Source organism: Actinomycetota bacterium (genome assembly GCA_035697485.1).
In the GTDB taxonomy this organism is placed as follows: domain Bacteria; phylum Actinomycetota; class UBA4738; order UBA4738; family HRBIN12; genus JAOUEA01.
In genome coordinates, this window is record DASSCU010000058.1 from 52,372 (window position 1) to 71,966 (window position 19,595).

Here is a 19,595-nt window from a genome sequence, read left to right on the forward strand (position 1 = left end):
AAGCCCTGCTCGCCTGGTACCGCCCCCGTCGTCGCGCGTACCCCTGGCGTCCGCCGGTCGGGCGCGGGGCGCGCTTCCCCGATCCGTACACCGTGCTCGTGAGCGAGATCATGCTCCAGCAGACCCAGGCCGCCCGGGTCGTGCCGGTGTTCGAGGAGTTCGTGCGGCGATTCCCGGACGTGCGCTCACTGGCGGCCGCGTCGAGGGCCGACGTGCTGCGCGCCTGGGGTCGCCTGGGGTATCCGCGGCGAGCCGTCGCGCTCCACCGCGCCGCCGCGGAGATCGTCCGCGAGCACGGGGGCGAGGTGCCGAGCGACCCGTCGCTGTTGCGCACACTGCCGGGGATCGGCGAGTACACGGCGGCAGCCGTCGCGAGCTTGGGTTTCGGCACGCCGGTGCCCGCGATCGACACGAACGTCCGGCGCGTGTGGGCGCGGGTGGATCACGGCTCGGAGGCCGACGAGGTGTCGGCTCGCACCCTCCGTGACGCCGCCTCGGTGTGGTTGGACCGCCGCCGACCTTCGGCGTTCAACCAGGCGCTCATGGATCTCGGCCGCGAGGTCTGCAGGCCGACTCCGCGATGCGACGTCTGCCCTCTGCGCCCCTGGTGCGCGTTCGCTGTCTCAGGACGCGTCGGCCGGCCGTCGACCCGTCGGCAGCCGAGGTACGAGGGCTCGCTCCGGCAGGTCCGTGGGGCGGTGCTGGCGGCGCTGCGCGACCGGTCGCCCCGCACGTTCGGCGGCCTTTCGCGTGCGACCGGCGTACCGGTGCAGCGCCTGGCCGACGCCGTGCGAGGCCTGCATGACGACGGGGTGGTCGTCGCCTCGGCCGGTGCGCTCGAGGGGCGCGAGCGCGGTCGCGTCGCGTTGCCCGACTAGCGCCGGCCGAGGTCGCGGAGCGCCGGGAGCACCCGTTCGCCGAAGAGCGAGACGGCGCGGGCGGCGTCGTCGAACGCCATGCCGGGGTAGTGGAGGCGCACGATGAGGTCGGCTTCGGCCCTGGCGCCGAGCGAGTGCACGATCGGCTCGAGTGCGTGCGCGACGTCGTCGGCGGTGCCCGCCGCCGTCGAACGGCGAGCGGCGTGCTCGTCGCCGACCACCGCGTCCAGCGAGTCGTGCTCGGGCGTGTCGTGGCCCGCATCCCATGCCTCGTATGCGCCGAGCTGGTGCATCACGCCAGGTGCAGCGATCTCCCAGGCGCGCGCGTCGGCGACGAACGCGTTCGCCATCAGCGCGAGGCGAAGGTTCGTGGGATCCCGGCCGGCGTCCCGCGCACCCTGCTCCATCAGCGAGACGGCGTTGCGGACGTGGTCGAGGTCGTCGGCGTCGGTGATGTGGCCGTCGCCCAGTTCGCCGGCTCGACGCAGGGCGGCATCGACGTAGCCGCCGAGCAGGATCGGTGGCCCGCCTGCCCGCGCGGGAGGAGGCGTCACCCGAACGCGGTCGAGGTCGAACACCTCGCCCCGGTGGGAGAAGCGCTCCCCGGTCCACGCACGTCGGAGGATCGTCACGGTCTCGACCGTGCGGGGCAGCCGCTCCCGCATCGGGACCCCGAACATCCGGAACTCCTCGGGTCGCCACCCGATACCGAGGCCGAGCGTCAGGCGTCCGCCGGAGAGCTGATCGACCACCGCGGCATCCTCCGCGAGGCGCAGCGGGTCATGGAACGGCGTGAGGATCACCCCGGTGCCCAGCGCGATCGTGGACGTCGCCGACGCGAGTGCGGCACACATCACCAGGAGCGAGGGCAGGTAGCCGTCGGATGCGCCGTGGTGCTCACTCAACCAGGCGGAGTCGAATCCCACCGCCTCCGCGAGGCGCACGAGCTCGATCGTGTCGCGGTACTCCTGGGCGAAGGAGCGTTCCGATCCGGCCGGGATCTGGCCCGTGAACAGCCCGATGCCGATGCGCACCGCCACGAGCTGACGCTACCACCCGGGCGTCGACACGATCTCGTTGACGACGGACCGCCGCCACACGTACGGTGGACCTCATGAGAGCGATTCTCAGTCTTGTTCTCATCCTCTCGATCGTCGGATGCGGACGGGGGTCCGGATCCGACGACGGCCGCGGAGGATCGGTGGAGGTGGTCGCGAGCTTCTATCCGCTGGCATTCGCGGCCGAGCGCGCCGGTGGCGAGGGGGTTTCCGTCAGGAACCTCACCCCGCCCGGTGTGGAACCGCACGACCTCGAGCTCACACCCGACGACCTCGAGGCGATCGCGGAGGCCGATGTCGTGGTGTACCTGGGTGGTGGGTTCCAATCGGTCGTCGAGGACGCCGTCGAGGCGGAAGCGACGGGGATCACGGTCGACGTCTTCGAGGGGATCGATCCCCTGCGGGCGCCGTCCGGCGACGAGGGCGACAACGGATCCGCCGACCCGCACGTGTGGCTCGATCCGGTGCTCTACTCGGGTATCGCCGCCCGCGTCGCGACGGAGATCGGCGAGGTCGAGGCGAGAGACGGCGCTCGTGTCGCCGCGAACGCCGGCGATCTCGACGAGGATCTCATGACGCTCGACGCGGAGTTCCGACGCGGGCTCGCTCGATGCGACACGCGGGTGATGATCACGAACCACGCGGCGTTCGGCTACCTCGCCGCCGCGTACGGCCTCGAGCAGCACGCGATCTCGGGCCTCTCGCCGGAGTCCGAACCCAACCCCCAGCGGATCGCCGAGCTCGCGGCCGAGGCGCGAGCGGAGGGCGTCACGACGGTCTTCACCGAGGATCTCGTCGCCCCAGAGGTCGCCGAGACGCTGGCCGCCGAGGCCGGCCTCGACACCGCGGTCCTGAGTCCGTTGGAGGGCCTCACCGACGAACAGGAAGCCGCCGGCGACGACTACCTGTCCGTGATGCGACGGAACCTGGAGGTGTTGCGGGATGGCCTCGTCTGCGCCTAGCGTCCGGCACGTGTCGGGCGGCGACGACGCGCACGAAGAGCTCCTCGGGGCCGAGGGTCTGACCTTCGGCTACGGTCGCGAGCCCGTGCTCGAGGACGTCGACCTCGCGGTCCGCGCGGGCGAGTTCGTCGCGCTCGTCGGCCCGAACGGATCGGGCAAGTCCACGCTGCTGCGGCTGCTACTCGGCTCGCTCGAGCCGGATGCAGGAGCGGCGCGTCTCTTCGGCCGCCGGCCGGGGTCGGTGCGTCGTCGCGGGCGGCTCGGCTACGTGCCGCAGCGCCCCAACCTCAGCTCGGAGCTTCCAGCCACCGTGCGGGAGATCGTGTCGGCCGGCCGACTCACCGATGGGCGTTGGTGGCTCCCGATGTCCCGCACCGATCGACGGCAGGTCGGGCATGCGATCACCTCGGTGGGGCTCGCCGACCTCGTCGACAGGCCGGTGAACGAGCTCTCGGGCGGTCAGCAGCAGCGTGCGTTCATCGCGAGGGCGTTCGCGAGCGAGCCGTCGTTGCTCGTGCTCGACGAGCCGATCGCAGGGGTCGACGCGGCGTCGCAGCGACTCTTCCGGGACTCGCTCGTGCACCTGATCCGCGACCACGGCGCCGGCGTGCTGCTCGTCTCGCACGAGCTCTCCGCGGTCGCCGACGACGTCGACCGCGTGATCGTGCTCAAGCGCACGGTGCTGTTCGACGGCGATCCGGCCGCCCTGGCTGCCCAGGGGGTCGGGAGCCTCGGCGTGCACGCGGAAGACCTGCCGATCTGGCTGGAGCAGCTCTCGTGATCGCCGAGATCGGGCTCCCGTATCCGTTCGATCTCGCCTTCATGCAGCGCGCGCTCGTCGCGTGCATCGTGGTGGGGGCGTTCGCACCGACGATCGGCGTCTTCCTCGTGCAGAAGCGACTCTCCCTGATCGGCGACGGCATCGGGCACGTGGCGTTCGCCGGCGTCGGAGCCGGCTTGCTCGCGGGGTGGGCGCCGCTGTGGACGGCGCTCGCCTTCGCCGTCGGCGGGTCCCTCGGCATCGAGTGGTTCCGCGCCAGGCGACGCACGTCGGGCGACGTGGCGCTGGCGGTCCTCTTCTACTCGGGCATCGCGCTGGGCGTGGTGCTGATCTCTGCAGGCGAGGGCCTTTCGGCGAACGTGCTCACGTTCCTCTTCGGACAGCCCCTCACGGTGCGTCCCGCCGAGGTCCGGGCGCTCGTGCTGCTCGGCCTCGGCATCGTGGCCGCGGTGCTCGTGCTGCGCCGCGCGATGTTCTCGGTCGTCACCGACGAGGAATGGTCGCGCGTCGCCGGACTGCCGGTCGGCGTCCTCAACGCCCTGCTCGCCGTCCTCACCGCGGTCGCGGTCGTCGCGGCGATGCAGATCGTCGGCATCCTGCTCGTCGCCGCGATGATGGTGCTGCCGGTCGCGAGCGCGCAGATGCTCGCGCGTTCGTTCTCGGGATCCCTCGCGATCTCGGTCGCGATCGGCGTCGGCGCGTCCGTAGCGGGGCTCGCGCTGTCGAGGGTGTTCCCCGGTGGGCTCGCTCCGGGAGGCACGATCGTGCTGGTCACGGCCGGGGTGTTCGTGATCGTCGCCGTCGCGTCCCACGCCTTCGCATGGGGACGGGGAGTGCCGGAGGCCGACGTATGATGCGGCTCGTGGCGCCGGATCTGCACTCGACCGTCGCCGAGCGACTCCGTGGCGTCGGACAGCGGTACACGCCGCAGCGAGAGTCGCTGGTCGCCGCCCTCGAGCGTGCGCGGACCCCGCTGTCGACCGCCGATCTCGTGCAGGCGCGCACGGGTCCGCAGAGCTCCGTCTACCGCAACCTCTCCGTGCTCGAGCACGCGGGGGTGGTGCGCCGCGTGATCACCGAGGGGGAGTTCGCGCGGTACGAACTGGCGGAGGAGCTCACCGAGCACCATCACCACCTGATCTGCTCGAACTGCGGCAAGGTGGAGGATGTCAGGATCCCGCCAGACCTCGAGACGACGATGGATCGTGCGGTTGATCGGCTGGCGAAACGGAGCGGGTTCGCGAAGGTGCGCCACCGCCTCGACCTGATCGGCACCTGTCGCGCGTGTGCGTGATCCTCAAGGGGTGAGATAGGGCTCGTCGGGCTGATCGATCGGTTCGACCGACTCGGCCTGCACGAGGATGTCGCTGCCGAGGGGGTAGATCGGTCCGACGACGCGGATCCACTGGTCGGTCTCGAAGCTTCCTGGAGGCGCGTCGACGACGGTGACGTAGCTGATCGTGGCGTCCGCGACGCAGCACGTGATCACGAACCGCGTCAGCTGGAACCGGTCGGCCTCGCCGGGCTCCTCGGTCACGAACCCCTCGATCGTGACCCGTTCGCCGGCTCGGGCCTTCAGCGCCGCCTCGGCGTCGACGACCGCCCTCGCGGCCGCGACGTCGACGAGATCGATCGGGCCGCTCACGATGCGCGCGCTCGATCCGATCGCGGTCGAGTTCGAGCGCCGGTTCACCGCGTAGGAGTCCAGCGTGGCCGGCGGCAGCGTGAGCAAGAGCACGACGGGCAGCACGATCAGACCGAACATCCACGTCTCCCGGCTGCCGAGCGGTTCGGGGGAGCGCACCCGGGCCGAGGCGAGCCGTCCCACGGATGCGATCGTGGCCAGTGCCGCCCCGAGCGGCACGAGCCATGCGGTGCGCGTGGACAGGTACAGCGATGTACGTCCACCGAGCAGTAGGAACCAGAAGAGCCCGGCCCACGCCCCGATCGCGAGCCCGGCCGCCACGCGGGGCGCGCTGAACGTCGGGCGGTCGCCGTGTGCGCTCATCCCGTCATCCCCAGATCACCTGGATCCACATCGTGGCCACGAGCGTGGATGCGCCGACGGCGATCACCACCGTGCGAAGGAACCCCCGCTGGTACGTGCCTACGTACAGCGCGGCCAGCTTCAGGTCGACCATCGGGCCGAAGACGAGGAACGCGAGCTGGGACGCCGGGCCGAACGCCGTGAACGATGCCGCCACGAAGGCGTCGGACTCCGAGCACAGGGACATCACGAAGGCGAGCGCCATCATCGCGATGAGACTCAACACGGGAAGGCTCGCCACGCTGTTCACGATCGATTGGGGCACGAAGGTCTGGATCGCGGCGGCCATGGCGGCGCCCATGATCAGGAACCGCGCCATGAACACGACGTCGCCGGTTAGGTGCCCGAAGAAGCGCCGCCATCGCGGCTCTCGGTCGTCGACCTCGTGGGCCTCGACCCCGCCGGCGCGGGCACGCAGCAGCTCTCCCGAGCGAACCCGGCCCAGGACCCACCCGACCGTCATCGCCACGATGAAACCGAGCGCGAGACGTCCGAGCACCATGATCCAAAGGGTGTCCCGCCCGCGGTAGGCCACGAACGTCGACGCGACGACGACCGGGTTCACGATCGGGGCTGCCAGCATGAACGTGATCGCGGCGCTCGGAGCGAGGCCCTTCGCGGCCAGCCGGCGTGCCACCGGCACCGAGCCACACTCGCAGACGGGGAACGCGACGCCGGCCGCGGCCGCGGCCGGCAGCTGCAGGGCACGCGGGAGCGACGCGATGCGTGCGAACGCGGACGCGGGCACGAGCACCTCGATCGCGGCCGACACGGTCGCACCCAGCAGGATGAACGGCATCGCCTCGACCAGCAGGGAGCCGAACACGATCAGCAGGTTCCGCAGCCAGGGCAGGCTCGAGGGATCGACGACACGCACGAGCACGGCGACGGCCACGAGCACGGCCGTCACGATCGCGACGGGCGCGCGTGAGCCGTCCCGAGGCGGCGTCCTGGACGACGGTGCACGAGGTCGCGCGTCGACGGCCATCAGCAGTACCTCGAGAAGGCGACGGCGAACGACGGGTACACGTCGTCGAAGAGCGGTCGGCCGGCGTCGTCGACGAGCGCGCCCATCGAATCCGCGACCTGTTGCCCGGTGAGTGAGCGGTCCACGAGCACGTCTCGGTCGAGGAAGATCCCGTCCGCGGCGACCTCGGCCACGACCGGGGCGCCGAGTGCCGCCTCGACGTCGTCGGCGAGGCCGGGGGCATCCTCGCCCTGGCCACCGCCGGCGAGGGTTCCGGTGGCGGTGACGACGAACGTCGCGTGAGGGACGAGGCGCCGGACCGTCGACACGACCCGTGCCGTCGCCGTGTCGACCCGGTCGACTCCGCCGTCGAGCACGATGCCCAGCACGTCGGTCACGCGATCGCTGCCGAGCTCCTCGGAGGTGGTGATCGACCGGGCGACCGTCGCGGCGCGCCCCGGGTCGTCGAGGCGCATCATCGTGTCGTCGTCGGCGGCGTCGAGGTACCACCCGTTGCCCACGATGCCCCGGTCGGCGGGGTTCGAGATGATGGCGGCGACCCGAGCACGCCCGCCCGAGTCGTGGTCGAGGTCGTCGGCGAGCGTGGCGATCACCGAGCCCGACCCGGGCGCCGACCATGCGACCGCGACCCCACCGTCGTCCTCACGGACGACGGTGCCGGTGATGCCATGGCTCGAGGGTCGTCCGCCGGTGCCGATCGTGGTGAGCGTGGCGGCGGGGTCGAGCGGAAGGGAGCCGGTGGTGCCCGTGAGCGTCCCCGCGCCCGTACGGAGGGCTCGGCCCAGGAACGGCCACGCCGCTTGATCCCGCTCGAGGTTGGTGGTGCCGATGCCCTTCCACGCGATGATCACGACGAGCGCGGGTGCGGCGCTCCCCTCGGCCGCGACCCCGTCGATGGCCGCACCGGTCCGGACCTCGGGGTGCGCCCGCCGGAACCCGGTGATCTCCTCGAGGGTCGGCGCGATCGTGTCCAGCCCGCTGCCCGGCGGCAGGTCGCCCGGTCGAACGCCGGCACCGAGGAACACGATCGGCACCCGGGTGTCGGGCAGGCCCGAGACGCCGTCACTCTCCTCGGTCCCGGGCCAGGGCACCCTCGCCCCCCGCTGGACCTGCGTCGAGACGACATCGAGCCCTGCGGTGGCCGCCATCACGTCGGGGGAGCGTCCTTCACGGAATCCGGCCGCGACCTCGCGACGCAGACCCTGGGGGAGGGGGCAGAACGGCACCGAGGCCTGCGCATCCGCCTCGCTCGCGTCGCAGCTGCTCCCGACGCACAGGACGCGGAGGACCACCGCCGGAGCTCCAACGAGCGCCAGCATCAGCAACAGTGACGAGAGCCGACGACCGATCAGCACGCATCCACGCTACCGCCTGGGACCGGGGCCTCCGCACGGGCTCGGACCCGTCACAGACTCTCCACGCGCCCAGGTTGTCGTGCCCGACCGGGGTCGTGTTCCCTATGCCGACATGTCCGTCCGCAGACCGCTCGTTCCCCTCTCGCTCGCAGCCGTGCTGGTCGCACTGGTGCTCGTCCGTCCCGTCCCGGATGCACGAGCCCGGTCGGGACAACGCGATCTCGTGGCGGCCGCCTGCTCGCTGCCGCACGACCAGCTGGTGCGCATCTGGCGGGGGTGGCGACCCGACCGGGGCGCGCAGCTCAGCTTCGTGCCGAAGGAGCCGAACTTCGTCGGTTCCGGTCTGCCGCACGTCGGGCCTTGGGACTATATCCAGACGGTGCCGATGCTCTGGTACGGCCCGGGCTTCGTGCGCGAGCAGGGCGAGGTCGATCGACCCGTCACCGTGGCGGGGATCGCGCCGACGACGGCGGAGCTCATGAAGTTCGACGGCTTCCGGGCGCCGGACGGCCAGCCGATGAGCGAGGCGTTGCTTCCCGAGTCCGAGCGCGGGATCCCGAAGTTGCTGGTCACGATGGTGTGGGACGCGGGCGGCATCAACGTGCTCGAGGAGCATCCGGGCGCGTGGCCGTTCACGAAGTCGCTGATCCCGAAGGGCACCTGGTACACGGACGCGACCGTGGGGTCGTCGCCGACGAGCACCGCGCAGATCCACGCGACGATCGGTACGGGGGCTTACCCGCGCCACCACGGCATCGTCGGGCACAACATGCTCGTCGCCGGACGGATCACCGGTCCCTGGAACCAGGGCCCGACGTTCTTCATCGAGCCAACGTTCGCCGATGTGTACGACCGCGCCATGGGCAACGAGCCGCTCGCCGGCATCGTCGGCACGGTCGACATCCACTTCGGCATGCTCGGGCACGGGTCGTTCTTCTCGGGCGGCGACCGCGACCTCGCGCTCACCCGGTCGGTGATCGGCGGGGAGACACTTACCGACGAGGGCTTCGAGTGGAACCTGCCCGAGCGCGAGGCCGCCTACTACGAGCTGGCCGGCTACGCGAACGACGTGGGTGGGTTCGAGCAGGACAAGGAGGCTCTCGACCAGGCCGACGGGCAGCTCGACGGGAAGTGGCGCGACAACGACATCGACGAGCTGCTGCAGGGCTTCGACACGCCCGCCCGAACCCCGTACCAACAGCGAGTGGTGGAGCAGGTGATCCGGCGCGAGGGCTTCGGGGTCGACGACGTGCCCGACCTGCTGTACCTGAACTTCAAGGAGATCGACTACGTCAGCCACGTGTGGTCGATGAACTCCCCCGAGATGCGAGACGCCGTCGTCGCACAAGACGCGGCGATGAAGGATCTCGTCACGTTCCTGAACCGCGAGGTGGGTACGGGCGAGTGGGCGATGGTACTGACGGCCGATCACGCCTCGATGCCCGACCCCGCCGCGAGCGGGGGCTATCAGATCTCCACCGGTCCGATGCAGGAGATGATCAATGAACGCTTCGGGTCCTCCGGCGGCCCGGAGATCGTCGATCTGATGCAGCCCACGCAGACGTTCCTGAACCTCGCGGAGCTCGAGGCCAACGGGCACACGGTCGACGACGTGGCGCGGTTCATGATGACGTTCACACAGTCGCAGACCGCGGGCGGCGGCGTCGTGCCGAACCCCGGCGAGGAGAACGACGAGGTGATGCAGGCGGCGTTCCCGTCGGCATTGATGTCGGGCCTCCCGTGCCTTCCCGAGGCCTCGCGTTGACACGCGCGGCCTTCCGGGCGCGAGGGTGCGGCTCGTCTATCCTGTGGCGGTCCCCATGACCTTGGCGGGGTCCGGGCTGCCCGCACGACACCCTCCCCCACGAACTGAGAAGGGATCCGCTCCATGGCTGCGACCGACACCGTGAGGGCACCGGCGGGCGAACCGCCCCTGCCCGGCTCGAGCCCCGGCTCGGGCCCGCGCTGGCTCGGGTCGTGGTGGATGGTCGGCGGGTTCGCCCTGCTGATGCTGTTGGTGCTCGGTTGGAAGTTCCTGGCCGACCCCAGCCTGTCGGCGCCGACGCGGGACCCCGCCTGGTACACGTGGCGCGCCCAGGTGATCCTCGAGGCCGACCCTGTGCGGGTCGCCGAGGAGTGGGGACCGAACGGGCTGTTCGCCGGCGGGTACCGCGTGACCGTGCCGCTCGCCGGCGCGCTGCTGCAGCAGGTCGTCGGCATCGATCGGTACACCTTCAGTGCCTATCTGATGATCGGCATCCCGATCCTCACTGGGCTCGCGCTCGGGGCCGCGCTGTTGCGGAGCCGTCGCGATCCGCTCGTGGTGCTGACAACGCTGCTGGCCACGGTCGCCCTGTTCCTGACGACGCCCTACGTCGGGTACCTCGACAACATCACGGTGCTGTTCTTGCTGGCGCTGATGATCCCGTTCGTCCACGAGGCCCGCACCTCGTGGGGGGCGAGGACGGCGTTGTTCCTGGTCGGCATCGCGGCCGCGTTCACGCATCCGACGACGTGCGTGATCTTCGGCGCCGTGCTGATGGCGGTGTTCGGCCTCCACTTCCTGACGAGCCGCTTCTCGCTGGGGGCCGCGCTCCGGGCCGACGCTCCCATGCTGATGTCGGTCGGTTTCGGCATGATCGCCGGCCTCGCGATGTGGGTCGTCGGCATCTGGGGGAAACCGGCGAGCCTCGCGGAGGCGGCGCTGCCCCCGCCCTACAGCGCGGAGTTCTTCACGGAACGGCTCGTGGAATGGGTGAACTCGCTGCAGCCGCTCGTGATCGTGCCGTTCATCGCGATCGCGATCGTCTCGACGATCCTGCTCTCACGTCGCACGCGCGAGCCGGCGCGCACCGAGGACCAGGTGTCGATCTGGTGGCTGGTCGCGTTCGCCGGCGCCGCGTCGGTGGTCACGGGCGCGGCGCTCCCGTATTACCGGTTCATGAACGCGTCGGCAGCCCCGATGGCGCTGGTGGGTTTAGGCGCGTTCGTCGCGATCCGCTGGCTGCTCCGCGGCCGCCACGGCGCGGTCCTCGTCGCCGGCGCGATGGGTTCGGTCCTCGTCGTCGCCTCGTTGGCGTACGTGCTCTACGACGGCGTCGAGAACCGCTGGGTCAGCGAGACGAACCAGTGGGCGAACCAACAGGTCCGCACCTCGCTCGCCGCCGTGAACGAGGTCGTCGAAGCGGCCGGAGAGCGGGCGAACGTGCTCGTCGTGAACTACGGCGACACCGACGACCCTGCCACCGAGACGAATACCGCCTACGGGTGGGCGAAGACGTACTCGAACGTGTTCCGCACCGGGCTGCCGGGCGAGGCGATCGAGCGATCGGTCACGTATCTCGGCACCCTCGAGAACTTCCTCGCGGGCGAGCGCACGACCTCGACGGCGGGCAGCGAGGGGTACACCGACGCGGCCACCGCCCATTGGTGCGAGGCGTTCGGCGGCGAGGCGAACCTGTGTGATCCCGACGGGAAGCAGGCCGACGACTTCCAGCCGCGGTTCGAGGAGTTCTCCGAGCCGCCGGTCGTGTTCCTGATCGGGCAGTACTACGGGGGCCTGTGCAACGGCGTCGAAAAGTGCCCGGCCGACGTCGAGCAGCAGAACCTCGAGGCGGTGACGTCCCAGGGTGTCGAGGTAGGGCCCGACGTGTACGTGATCGAGGGCGAAGGCCTGTGGTCGCCGTCCGCCGATGTGGCCGAGCGCGCGCAGGCCGCCGCGGCCGATGAGGCCGCGAAGTTCGAGGCGCACCCGGGGCCGCTCGAGAACCTGCCGCAGAACCTGCTCGTGATCGCGTTGCTCGGCGTGCTCCTGATCGTGCCCGGCTGGCTCGCGTCGAACTGGCTCGGCATCCGCACCACCGTCGATCGCATCGCGTTGATCCCCGGCATATCGGTCGTGCTCGTCCTGCTCGCCGGCATCGCCGTGCTCGCGGTGTGGCGCGGCCCGCTCAGCGTGTCGAAGGGCTGGACGGTCGTCGCACTCGCGATCGGCATCGGCGCCGCCCTGCGGGTGGCCGACGCCTGGCTGCGCAAGCCCCTCGAGGCGTTCGGCGGTTTCTTCAACGCGATGTTCGCGGTCTTCTCGAACCGCGACTTCTCGGTGCTGATGGGCGTGCAGTTCCTCGCTCAGGCGGGGCAGGGCGTGGTGCAGGGCGCGATCGCGAAGTCGCTCGCGTTCGGCGGGCAGGAAGGCTTCGACGTGCAGAACCTGCCGTCGGCCGACTACCTGCTGACGGTGGTGCTCGCGCTCTATGTGCCGTACACGCTGATCTCGCCGTTCATCGGCGTGTTCATCGACCGCTTCCCACGCCGGCGCGTCGTGTGGTGGTCCGACGTGGTCACGGCCGTCGTGGTCGTCGTCGTGTCGCTCGCGGTGCTCGTGCCGCTCGGCTCCGACACCACCGAGGGCGAGGCCTTCGCGACCGGGGCGTTGATCCTCGGATTGCTTGCCGTGCAGGCGTGTGTCCGGATCGCCCTGGCCGTGAAGTCGGCCGCGATGCCCGACGTGCTCTCGGGGAAGGACCTGCTGCAGGGAAACGGCCTCTCCCAGGCTGGCGGCGCCCTCGCGCAGATCTTCGGCATCGTGTTCGGCGGCGCGCTCGCCGGGTTCGTGCCGCCGTTCGTGCCCGTCGTCGTCGGGGCCGTCGTGCTGCTGGTCGGCGCGTTCGTCGCGAAGCACCTGCGCCATGCCGAGCTGCGACCGCACGAGACGACGTTCGCCCAGGAGGCCTCACAGGTCGTGCGGAACATCGTGGCCGGCTTGAAGGAGGTCGCGAGCCGTGCGCCCGCGGCGCTGGGGCTCTCGTCGTTCCAGATGCTCCGCTACCAGTTCTGGGGCTTCGGCCTGTTCGTGTTCGGCCTCCACGCGAAGAACCTCGTGGCGGGCGGCGATTCCGACACTCTCGCGTTGGTCCTCTCGGGCCTGGGTGGTCTCGTCGGCGGTGCGCTCGGCATGGTCGTGGCGCAGAAGTACAAGGACCGGGTGCCGCCGGTGCGCCTGCTGCTGATGTCGATGGTGTTGCTCGGCGTCGGCACGATCGTGGGTGGGCTGTTCGTCTCCGTGGCGGGCTTCGCCGCGATGCTGTTCATCGGCTTCTTCTCGTTCTTCGTCGGGAAGATCTCGGCCGACACGATCATGCAGCAGACGATGCCCGACGACTTCCGCGGCCGGGCGTTCGCGCTGTTCGACATCGCCTACAACCTCGGCTACATCGTGCCGGCGGTGATCCTCTTCCTGCTCTGGACGGAGGACAGCGAGGCCACCACGCGTTCGATCCTGCTCGTCTCGGGCATCGTCTTCCTCGGCCTGACCGCACTCGTCGTGGCATGGGCGCGACGCATCCGCGATCAGTTCGCCCCGCAGGACGACCTGATCGAGATCGACGGCGAGCCCGTCGTGCCGGCCGAGGTCGACTGAGGCGTCAGGCGCTCGGCTCGATGTCGCGCTGATACGACGGGAAGTACCTGGGGATCTGCCCGAGGGCGAACGCGCCGAGGATCTGCTCCTTGGGCTCGCGGGTGAGCAGGAACCGGAACGACGCCTCGACCAACGCCTCCGGCGTGCGGTAGCCGGCGCCGAACCGTTCCCATTCCGCGCGCGACATCGTCACGTCGTGCTCGGTCGTCGAACCGTCGGCGTCGATGAGCCGCACACGGAATCGCGAGAGCACGTTCTCGACATCGCTGCGCGCGATGTCGATGACCGTTGCGTCGGTCGCATCAGTTGCGTCGTCGTGCATCGTGAGGGGCATCGTACCCTCGGGTGCCATGCTTGAGGGAACCGCGGTCCATGCCTGAGTTGCAGACAGGCGACGCCACGATCCACGTCGAGATCGAGGGCTCGGGCGACCCCGTCACCGTGTTCGCGCATGGGTTGACCAACTCCTGTATGGAGCTCGCCGCGTTCACGCCGATGGCGCCGGGCACGAAGGTGCGGTTCTGCTTCCGGGGGCACGGGCATTCGAGCACGCCCGAGGCCGGGGCCTATCGGTACGCGGACTTCGCCCGCGATCTCGACGCCGTCGCTCGCGAGACCGGTGCGACCCGCGCGGTCGGCACCTCGCTCGGGGCCGGCACCCTCGCGCACCTGCTCGAGCGCGAGCCCGACCGGTTCGAGCGGTTGGTGTTCCTGCTGCCCTCGGCGCTCGAGGGCTCGATCGGAACGACGCCCTTGTTCGAGCGCACCGCCGAGATCCTCGAGACGCTCCCCCGTGAGGAGGCGATCGAGGCGATCCTGCAGGAATCTGGGCGCGCCCGGAACTACGAGACGCAGCCCGGCCTGCGCGAGTTCGACCTCCTGCTTTGGCAGGACATGAACCCGGTCGGCGTCGCGCGAGCGATCCGGGAGGTCGTGCGTGACGCCGCCATCTCCGACGTCTCGGTGCTGGCCGCGGTGCGCGCGCCCGCGCTCGTGATCGGCCGTGAGGGCGATTCGATCCACCCCGCCTCCGTGGCACGCGGGCTCGCCGAGGTGATGCCGCACGCGGAGGCGATCGTGCTGGAGTCCGAGGACGATCTGCTCGCGTCGGTCCCCGCGCTCGTGGACCGGGTACGTGGGTTCCTCGAGGGTGAGGCGTGAGCGAGGTCGGGTCGACGCGCCGCGCGGTCGACCACCGAGGCGAGCTGATCGGGTCGGCGATGTCCGTCGCGATGGCGGTGCTCTTCGCCGGCGTCGTGATCCTCGGCTCGAAGGTGCAGGCAGGCGGTCCGCCGTTCGTCACGCTGGCGATCCGTTTCGGTGGGCAGTCCGTGTTGCTGCTCGGGCTCGCTGTGGTGCTCCGGCGGCCCGGCCTGCCGGTGCCCGGCGAGCGCCTCGCGCTGGCGCTCGCGGGCACGCTCGGGTACGGCACGGAGGCCGCACTCTATTTCTCCGCCCTGAACCACGGGTCGGCGGCGGCGGTCACGCTGCTCTTCTACACGTATCCGGTGTGGGTGATGCTCGTGACGATCGTGCTCGACCGACGAGCGCCCTCGCCGCCGCTCTTCGTTGCGCTCGCGCTCGCCATCGGTGGCAGCGCGATCGTGGTGCTCGGCGGGGGCGGCGAGACCGACGTCGAGCCGCTCGGCATCGCCCTGGCCCTCGCGACGTCGGTCGCGTACACCGCCTACCTCGTGGGCACCGACCGGCACGTGCGCCGCACGGACCCCGTCACCGCCGCGGGATGGTTGGGCGCGGGCGCCGCGACCTCGAACGTCGTGTTCGCGATCGTGCTTGGCTCGTTCGTGATCCCCCCCGGCGCCAGCCCTGCGCGGCTCGCCGCGATCGTGCTCGTCTCGGCGGGAGCGTTCGCGACGATGCTCGCGGGTTTGCAGCGGGTCGGCGCCGTTCGCAACGCGATCATCGGGGTGATCGAGCCGCTCACGGTCGCCGTGCTCGCGGCGATCTTCCTCGACGAGCCCATCACCCCGACGGTGGCGGCGGGGGGCGCGCTGATCCTCGTGGGCGCCGTGATCGCGTCGGTCGTTCGCACGACGCGTACCGTCGAGCCGAACGTCTGATGTGGTGGCAGGGTGCCCTCTCTGACGGGCACCCCGGCCTGCGATAGCGTCCCTGCATGACCGACGACCTGTATTCACACGACGCCTACCTGCGCACCTGCGAGGCGACCGTCGTCGACGTTCGCGACGACGGCGTGGTCCTCGACCGCACGGTGTTCTACCCGCGCGGCGGCGGCCAGCCCGGCGACTCCGGCACCCTCCGTTGGGAGGGTGGCGAGTGCGCGGTCACCGACGCGACGAAGTCGCGCGACGACGGCGAGATCGTGCACGCGGTGGACCCGTCGACACGCGCACCCGCGGTCGGCTCGAGCGTCACGGCAGAGATCGACTGGGATCGGCGCTACCAGCACATGCGCACCCACACAGCCCTGCACGCGTTGTCCGGGGTCGTCTTCGCCGACTTCGGCGCGAAGGTCACCGGCGGGAACATGGACTCCGGCGGCGTCGCGCGCATGGACTTCGAACTCGACGGCATCAGCCAGGAGTTCGGCCAGGAGGTCGAGCAGCGCCTGAACGCTCGACTCGCGCAGGACGTGCCGGTCCTCGTACACTTCCTGCCCCGTGAGGAGGCGCTCGCCGACCCCGACCTGATCCGGACGAAGGTCTCGCTGATCCCCGAGTCCGTCGACCCGATCCGTGTGATCGACATCACAGGCATCGACAAGCAGGCCGACGGCGGCACGCACGTCGCTTCGAGCGGCGAGGTGGGCCGCGTGAAGGTCGTGAAGACGGAGTCGAAGGGCAAGGCCAACAAGCGCATCCGCATCCAGCTCGAGCAGCCGTGAGCGAAGGCGTCACCGACCGCACGCCTGGCGACGACGGGTTCGCGATGCCGGCGGAGTGGTCACCTCACCAGGCGACCTTGATGGCGTGGCCGACCCGAACACGAGCGGCCCTGTGGGGAGCGCTCTTCGAGGACGCGCAACGAGACTTCGCGATGGTGGCGAACGCGATCGCTGCGTTCGAGCCGGTCGTGATGGTGGTCGACCCCGAGCAGACCGGGCGGGCCCGCTCGCTGCTGAAGGGGGATGTCGAGCTGCTTCCGACGCCGATCGACGACTCCTGGATGCGCGACTCCGGCCCGATCTTCGTCACGAACGGTGGCGGCGAGGTCGCGCTCGTGCACTTCGGCTTCAACGGTTGGGGGGAGCGATACCGGCCGTACGATCGCGACGCGCAGGTGCCGGCGGTGATCGCCGACCATCTGGGCATGCGCCGCTACGTCGCGCCGATGATCTTGGAAGGCGGCGCCATCACCGTCGACGGGGAGGGGACGCTCCTCACGACCGAGACGTGCCTGCTGAACCCCAACCGCAACCCTGGCCTCGGACGAGAGGGCAACGAGCGTCTGCTGCGCGACTACCTCGGGGCCGAAGACATCGTGTGGTTGCCGGGCGGATGGACGGCGAGCCGCGACACCGACGGCCATGTCGATGGCATCGCTGCTTTCGTCGCTCCGGGTGAGGTCGTCCTGCTCGCTCCGGCCGACCATGGCGATCCGGATCATGAGCGGGGGGGCGAGAACCGTCGCGCGATCGAGGGTGTCGTCGACGCCCGAGGGCGCTCTCTCCGGGTGCACCCGATCGACCCCGGCGCGACGCTCGAGCTCACCCACCTGAACCTCTACCTGACGAACGGGGGCGGGGCGATCGTGCCTCTCGCGGGTGTTCCCGAGGACGAGACCGCGCTCGCCCAGCTCGAAGCGGCGATGCCCGATCGGGAGCTGATCGGCGTCGACGGGCGCGTCCTGCACGAGGGAGGAGGCGGCCCGCACTGCATCACCCAGCAGGTGCCTGCCGGGCCACCCGCTCCATGAGGCGGAACATCCGCCGCCAACCGGACGTTGCGCCCACGATGGCAAGGACCGCATCCGATGAACCGAACCTCGAGCATGGCGACACACCCCCAGCGCACCCGGCGATCCTTAGCCTGCTCCGACGCCGATGAAGCCTGCCCGACCGAACGAGCCTCGAGGCGCTCCGATCCCGGAGTCTGGATGTCGCACTGATCGCCTTCGCGCTGACCGACGCGCTCGGCAAGTACGCGGTGCCCCGTGCGATCGAGGCCCTGTCCTAGCCACCGAGCAACGCGGCGAGGGCGGAGATCGAAAGCGTCGCCACGAGCCCGCCCACCGTCAGCATCAGGCGGAGCTGCGAGGGGATCGGCGATCTCCCGAACGCGAAGTAGAGGAGCGGCCCCGCGAACGGCACGAGCAGCACCGCTGCCATCCAGCGCGCCCGGAACGAGATCGACTGCGACTCCTGCCGGATCAGGTCCCACAACGCGATCGTGACCCAGGCGGCGTAGAGGATGCCCGGCAGCACGTACCCGTAGAGGCCGATCAGCAGGCTCCACCACGAGGTGGCGAGCGGGGTTCCGAACACGGAGAGCTCCTTGTCGACGGTGGGCGGTGCCGGATCCATCGAGCCGACGGCTCGGATCCGATAGGGCTGTGGCACGCTCTGTTCCGGGATCGCCGGACGGGGCGGAGCGTTCTCGGGGTCGGGCATCGTCGGCTGGTCCGGCGGGGCCGGCTGTGTGCGCCAGTCGCCGTGCGGGAACGACCCGTCGAGCGCGTCGAGGAACCGAACCGCGGCGTTCAGCGTCGGCGCGATCGAACCACCGCCGATGTCGGCGAGCCACGAGTCGCAGCCGCGCAGCAGTTCGATCGCCGGCGGCGCCGTGCGTCCCGCGTCGTTGCCTTCGAAGCAGTCGGTGCCCGCGGCGGGCGCCCCGAGTGCGAGGTCGGCCAAACCCGACGCGCGCACGACGTTCTCGCGCACCTCGTTCCCGCTCGTGACCCACACGTTGCGATCGATGTTCGGGAGCACCGCGATGCCGTAGCTCTCGTGGTTCTGCACGAGGTTCCAGGCGATCAGGTTCCCGATCCCGCCGGTCACGAGGATGCCGGAGCCGAACGTCGGGTAGGTGAGCGCCTTCGTGTCGGCCGTGGTGGAGTTGTTGTCGTGCACGAAGTTTCCGGCGATCACCATCTCGCGCTGCGGGGGGTCTGCCTCGGAGTCCAGCGTGTTCGGCACGATGCCCGCGAGGTTGTGTCGCCACTCGCTGTTCACGATCGCGAGGTCGCCGCCGGCGTTCGTGCCGCTGTACCCGAGCGCGTTGTGCTCGGCGAGTACGTCTCGCACGACGGCGTGGCACGGGAAGCACTGTCCGATGTAGAAGCCCGAGTCCGGCGATCCGCCCGCGTAGGAGCGGTCGAACTGTCCCCAATCGGAGTCGTAGGCGAACACCCCGTAGTCGCCGTTGTTGTACGCCGTCAGGAACGACCCCCAGTAGCCGTGCACGTTCGTCCACTGCACCCCGTTCAGCAGATGGTTGCGGACGGTGAGATTCTCGATCGTGACGCCGTCGGCCTCGATGACGTGGATGCCGATCGCTCGCTCGAACCCTCCGTCGATCACGACGCGGTTGCGGTCCATGCCGCGGATCGTCAGGAACGGGGTCCTCACCGTGACCGACTCCCGATAGACGCCGGCATCGATCAGCACCATGCCTCCCGGCCGGGCGGCGTCGACCGCCTCCTGGATCGTGGCGGCGTCGTTCGGTACCAGCACCGTCTCGGCGAACCCGCCGGGGACGGCCTCGCGCCCCGGTCCGACGTCGCCGTTTGACCCCGGCAGGGGCACGTCCCCCACGAGCACGACGCCCGCCATGCCGGAGCCGGGCGCGCCGTGGTACTCGCAGAAGTACGAGAAGACGCCAGGTTCCTCGAACGTCATGTCGTACTCGTCGCCGGGCTCGAGGGCGCCCGAGTCCCACGAACCGTCGTCGGCCCGCACGGTGTGCGCCGTCTGCCCGCCCATCGTCCACTCGACGGTGTCGCCGGGCTCGACCCGCACGACGGGCGGGGAGAACAGGTTGTCGATCGCGCTGACCGTGGCGCCGTAGCCCTCGGTGCCCACGGCCGGCGTCGCGACCGCGAGGGTCGCCAGTGCGCCGGCGAACACGAGCGCGATCGAGCGGCGGCCGACCATCGAAGCCGAACGCTAGCACCACCTCGTCGGC

General features: G+C 70.5%; 17 protein-coding genes. 11 read left to right on the top strand and 6 right to left on the bottom strand.

The window, feature by feature from the left end; translation table 11 throughout:
* The first annotated feature begins 98 nt into the window (after positions 1-98).
* Positions 99-878 carry an A/G-specific adenine glycosylase gene (locus tag VFI59_14730; protein ID HET6714946.1) on the top strand — a complete coding sequence of 260 codons (780 nt, stop codon included), beginning with the start codon at positions 99-101 and terminating at the stop codon, positions 876-878.
* On the opposite strand, the gene VFI59_14735 is transcribed toward VFI59_14730, so the two are convergent.
* Positions 875-1,918 (bottom strand): LLM class flavin-dependent oxidoreductase, encoded by a 1,044-nt coding sequence (locus tag VFI59_14735; protein HET6714947.1) that lies wholly within the window; start codon positions 1,916-1,918, stop codon positions 875-877. The genes VFI59_14730 and VFI59_14735 overlap by 4 nt on opposite strands.
* Positions 1,919-2,079: 161 nt before the next feature.
* Between VFI59_14735 and VFI59_14740 the strand changes: the two genes are divergently transcribed.
* The 4 genes from VFI59_14740 to VFI59_14755 are packed head-to-tail and all read left to right on the top strand — an operon-like array spanning position 2,080 to position 4,973.
* Entirely contained in the window at positions 2,080-2,898 is an 819-nt protein-coding gene (locus VFI59_14740) for a metal ABC transporter substrate-binding protein (protein ID HET6714948.1), read from the top strand.
* A 10-nt stretch (positions 2,899-2,908) separates the two neighbouring features.
* On the top strand, positions 2,909-3,679 hold the full coding sequence (locus tag VFI59_14745; protein ID HET6714949.1) for a metal ABC transporter ATP-binding protein: 771 nt from the start codon (positions 2,909-2,911) through the stop codon (positions 3,677-3,679).
* A complete protein-coding gene (locus tag VFI59_14750) occupies positions 3,676-4,533 on the top strand; it encodes a metal ABC transporter permease (protein HET6714950.1) in 858 nt (285 codons plus the stop codon). The genes VFI59_14745 and VFI59_14750 overlap by 4 nt, the downstream gene beginning before the upstream one ends.
* Positions 4,534-4,541: 8 nt before the next feature.
* On the top strand, positions 4,542-4,973 hold the full coding sequence (locus VFI59_14755) for a Fur family transcriptional regulator (protein HET6714951.1): 432 nt from the start codon (positions 4,542-4,544) through the stop codon (positions 4,971-4,973).
* Between the two features lie 3 nt (positions 4,974-4,976).
* Here the strand turns inward: VFI59_14755 and VFI59_14760 are convergent, their stop codons facing one another.
* The 3 genes from VFI59_14760 to VFI59_14770 are packed head-to-tail and all read right to left on the bottom strand — an operon-like array spanning position 4,977 to position 8,069.
* Positions 4,977-5,687, bottom strand: coding sequence for a TIGR03943 family protein (locus tag VFI59_14760; GenBank protein HET6714952.1), 711 nt, complete (start codon positions 5,685-5,687; stop codon positions 4,977-4,979).
* 4 nt (positions 5,688-5,691) lie between these two features.
* Entirely contained in the window at positions 5,692-6,714 is a 1,023-nt protein-coding gene (locus VFI59_14765; GenBank protein HET6714953.1) for a permease, read from the bottom strand.
* Positions 6,714-8,069, bottom strand: coding sequence for a hypothetical protein (locus VFI59_14770; GenBank protein ID HET6714954.1), 1,356 nt, complete (start codon positions 8,067-8,069; stop codon positions 6,714-6,716). The genes VFI59_14765 and VFI59_14770 overlap by 1 nt, the downstream gene beginning before the upstream one ends.
* Before the next feature lie 112 nt (positions 8,070-8,181).
* Here VFI59_14770 and VFI59_14775 point away from each other — a divergent pair, with 112 nt between their 5' ends.
* Positions 8,182-9,834 (top strand): alkaline phosphatase family protein, encoded by a 1,653-nt coding sequence (locus tag VFI59_14775; protein HET6714955.1) that lies wholly within the window; start codon positions 8,182-8,184, stop codon positions 9,832-9,834.
* Positions 9,835-9,957: 123 nt separating this feature from the next.
* A complete protein-coding gene (locus tag VFI59_14780) occupies positions 9,958-13,488 on the top strand; it encodes an MFS transporter (GenBank protein HET6714956.1) in 3,531 nt (1,176 codons plus the stop codon).
* 4 nt (positions 13,489-13,492) lie between these two features.
* Here VFI59_14780 and VFI59_14785 read toward each other — a convergent pair whose 3' ends face one another.
* The gene (locus VFI59_14785) at positions 13,493-13,810 is read right to left on the bottom strand and encodes a hypothetical protein (protein ID HET6714957.1); all 318 of its coding nucleotides are present in this window, start codon (positions 13,808-13,810) and stop codon (positions 13,493-13,495) included.
* A 50-nt stretch (positions 13,811-13,860) separates the two neighbouring features.
* Here VFI59_14785 and VFI59_14790 point away from each other — a divergent pair, with 50 nt between their 5' ends.
* Genes VFI59_14790 through VFI59_14805 form a run of 4 tightly spaced genes read left to right on the top strand, consistent with a single transcriptional unit; the run spans position 13,861 to position 17,385 of the window.
* Complete coding sequence (locus tag VFI59_14790; protein ID HET6714958.1) at positions 13,861-14,649, top strand: alpha/beta hydrolase; 789 nt, start codon at positions 13,861-13,863, stop codon at positions 14,647-14,649.
* Positions 14,646-15,569 (top strand): DMT family transporter, encoded by a 924-nt coding sequence (locus VFI59_14795; GenBank protein ID HET6714959.1) that lies wholly within the window; start codon positions 14,646-14,648, stop codon positions 15,567-15,569. Before VFI59_14790 ends, VFI59_14795 begins: the two co-directional genes overlap by 4 nt.
* 56 nt (positions 15,570-15,625) lie before the next feature.
* Positions 15,626-16,354, top strand: coding sequence for an alanyl-tRNA editing protein (locus VFI59_14800; GenBank protein HET6714960.1), 729 nt, complete (start codon positions 15,626-15,628; stop codon positions 16,352-16,354).
* Complete coding sequence (locus tag VFI59_14805; protein ID HET6714961.1) at positions 16,351-17,385, top strand: agmatine deiminase family protein; 1,035 nt, start codon at positions 16,351-16,353, stop codon at positions 17,383-17,385. Before VFI59_14800 ends, VFI59_14805 begins: the two co-directional genes overlap by 4 nt.
* Positions 17,386-17,641: 256 nt before the next feature.
* Here the strand turns inward: VFI59_14805 and VFI59_14810 are convergent, their stop codons facing one another.
* Positions 17,642-19,564, bottom strand: a complete 1,923-nt coding sequence (locus VFI59_14810; GenBank protein ID HET6714962.1) for a PLDc N-terminal domain-containing protein — start codon at positions 19,562-19,564, stop codon at positions 17,642-17,644.
* Positions 19,565-19,595: the final 31 nt, after the last annotated feature.

Coding starts and splice junctions, on each gene's coding strand:
- VFI59_14760 (HET6714952.1), bottom strand. CDS start 5,687: ATGAGCGCACACGGCGACCGCCCGACGTTCAGCGCGCCCCGCGTGGCG.
- VFI59_14765 (HET6714953.1), bottom strand. CDS start 6,714: ATGGCCGTCGACGCGCGACCTCGTGCACCGTCGTCCAGGACGCCGCCT.
- VFI59_14775 (HET6714955.1), top strand. CDS start 8,182: ATGTCCGTCCGCAGACCGCTCGTTCCCCTCTCGCTCGCAGCCGTGCTG.
- VFI59_14780 (HET6714956.1), top strand. CDS start 9,958: ATGGCTGCGACCGACACCGTGAGGGCACCGGCGGGCGAACCGCCCCTG.
- VFI59_14785 (HET6714957.1), bottom strand. CDS start 13,810: ATGCACGACGACGCAACTGATGCGACCGACGCAACGGTCATCGACATC.
- VFI59_14790 (HET6714958.1), top strand. CDS start 13,861: ATGCCTGAGTTGCAGACAGGCGACGCCACGATCCACGTCGAGATCGAG.
- VFI59_14800 (HET6714960.1), top strand. CDS start 15,626: ATGACCGACGACCTGTATTCACACGACGCCTACCTGCGCACCTGCGAG.
- VFI59_14810 (HET6714962.1), bottom strand. CDS start 19,564: ATGGTCGGCCGCCGCTCGATCGCGCTCGTGTTCGCCGGCGCACTGGCG.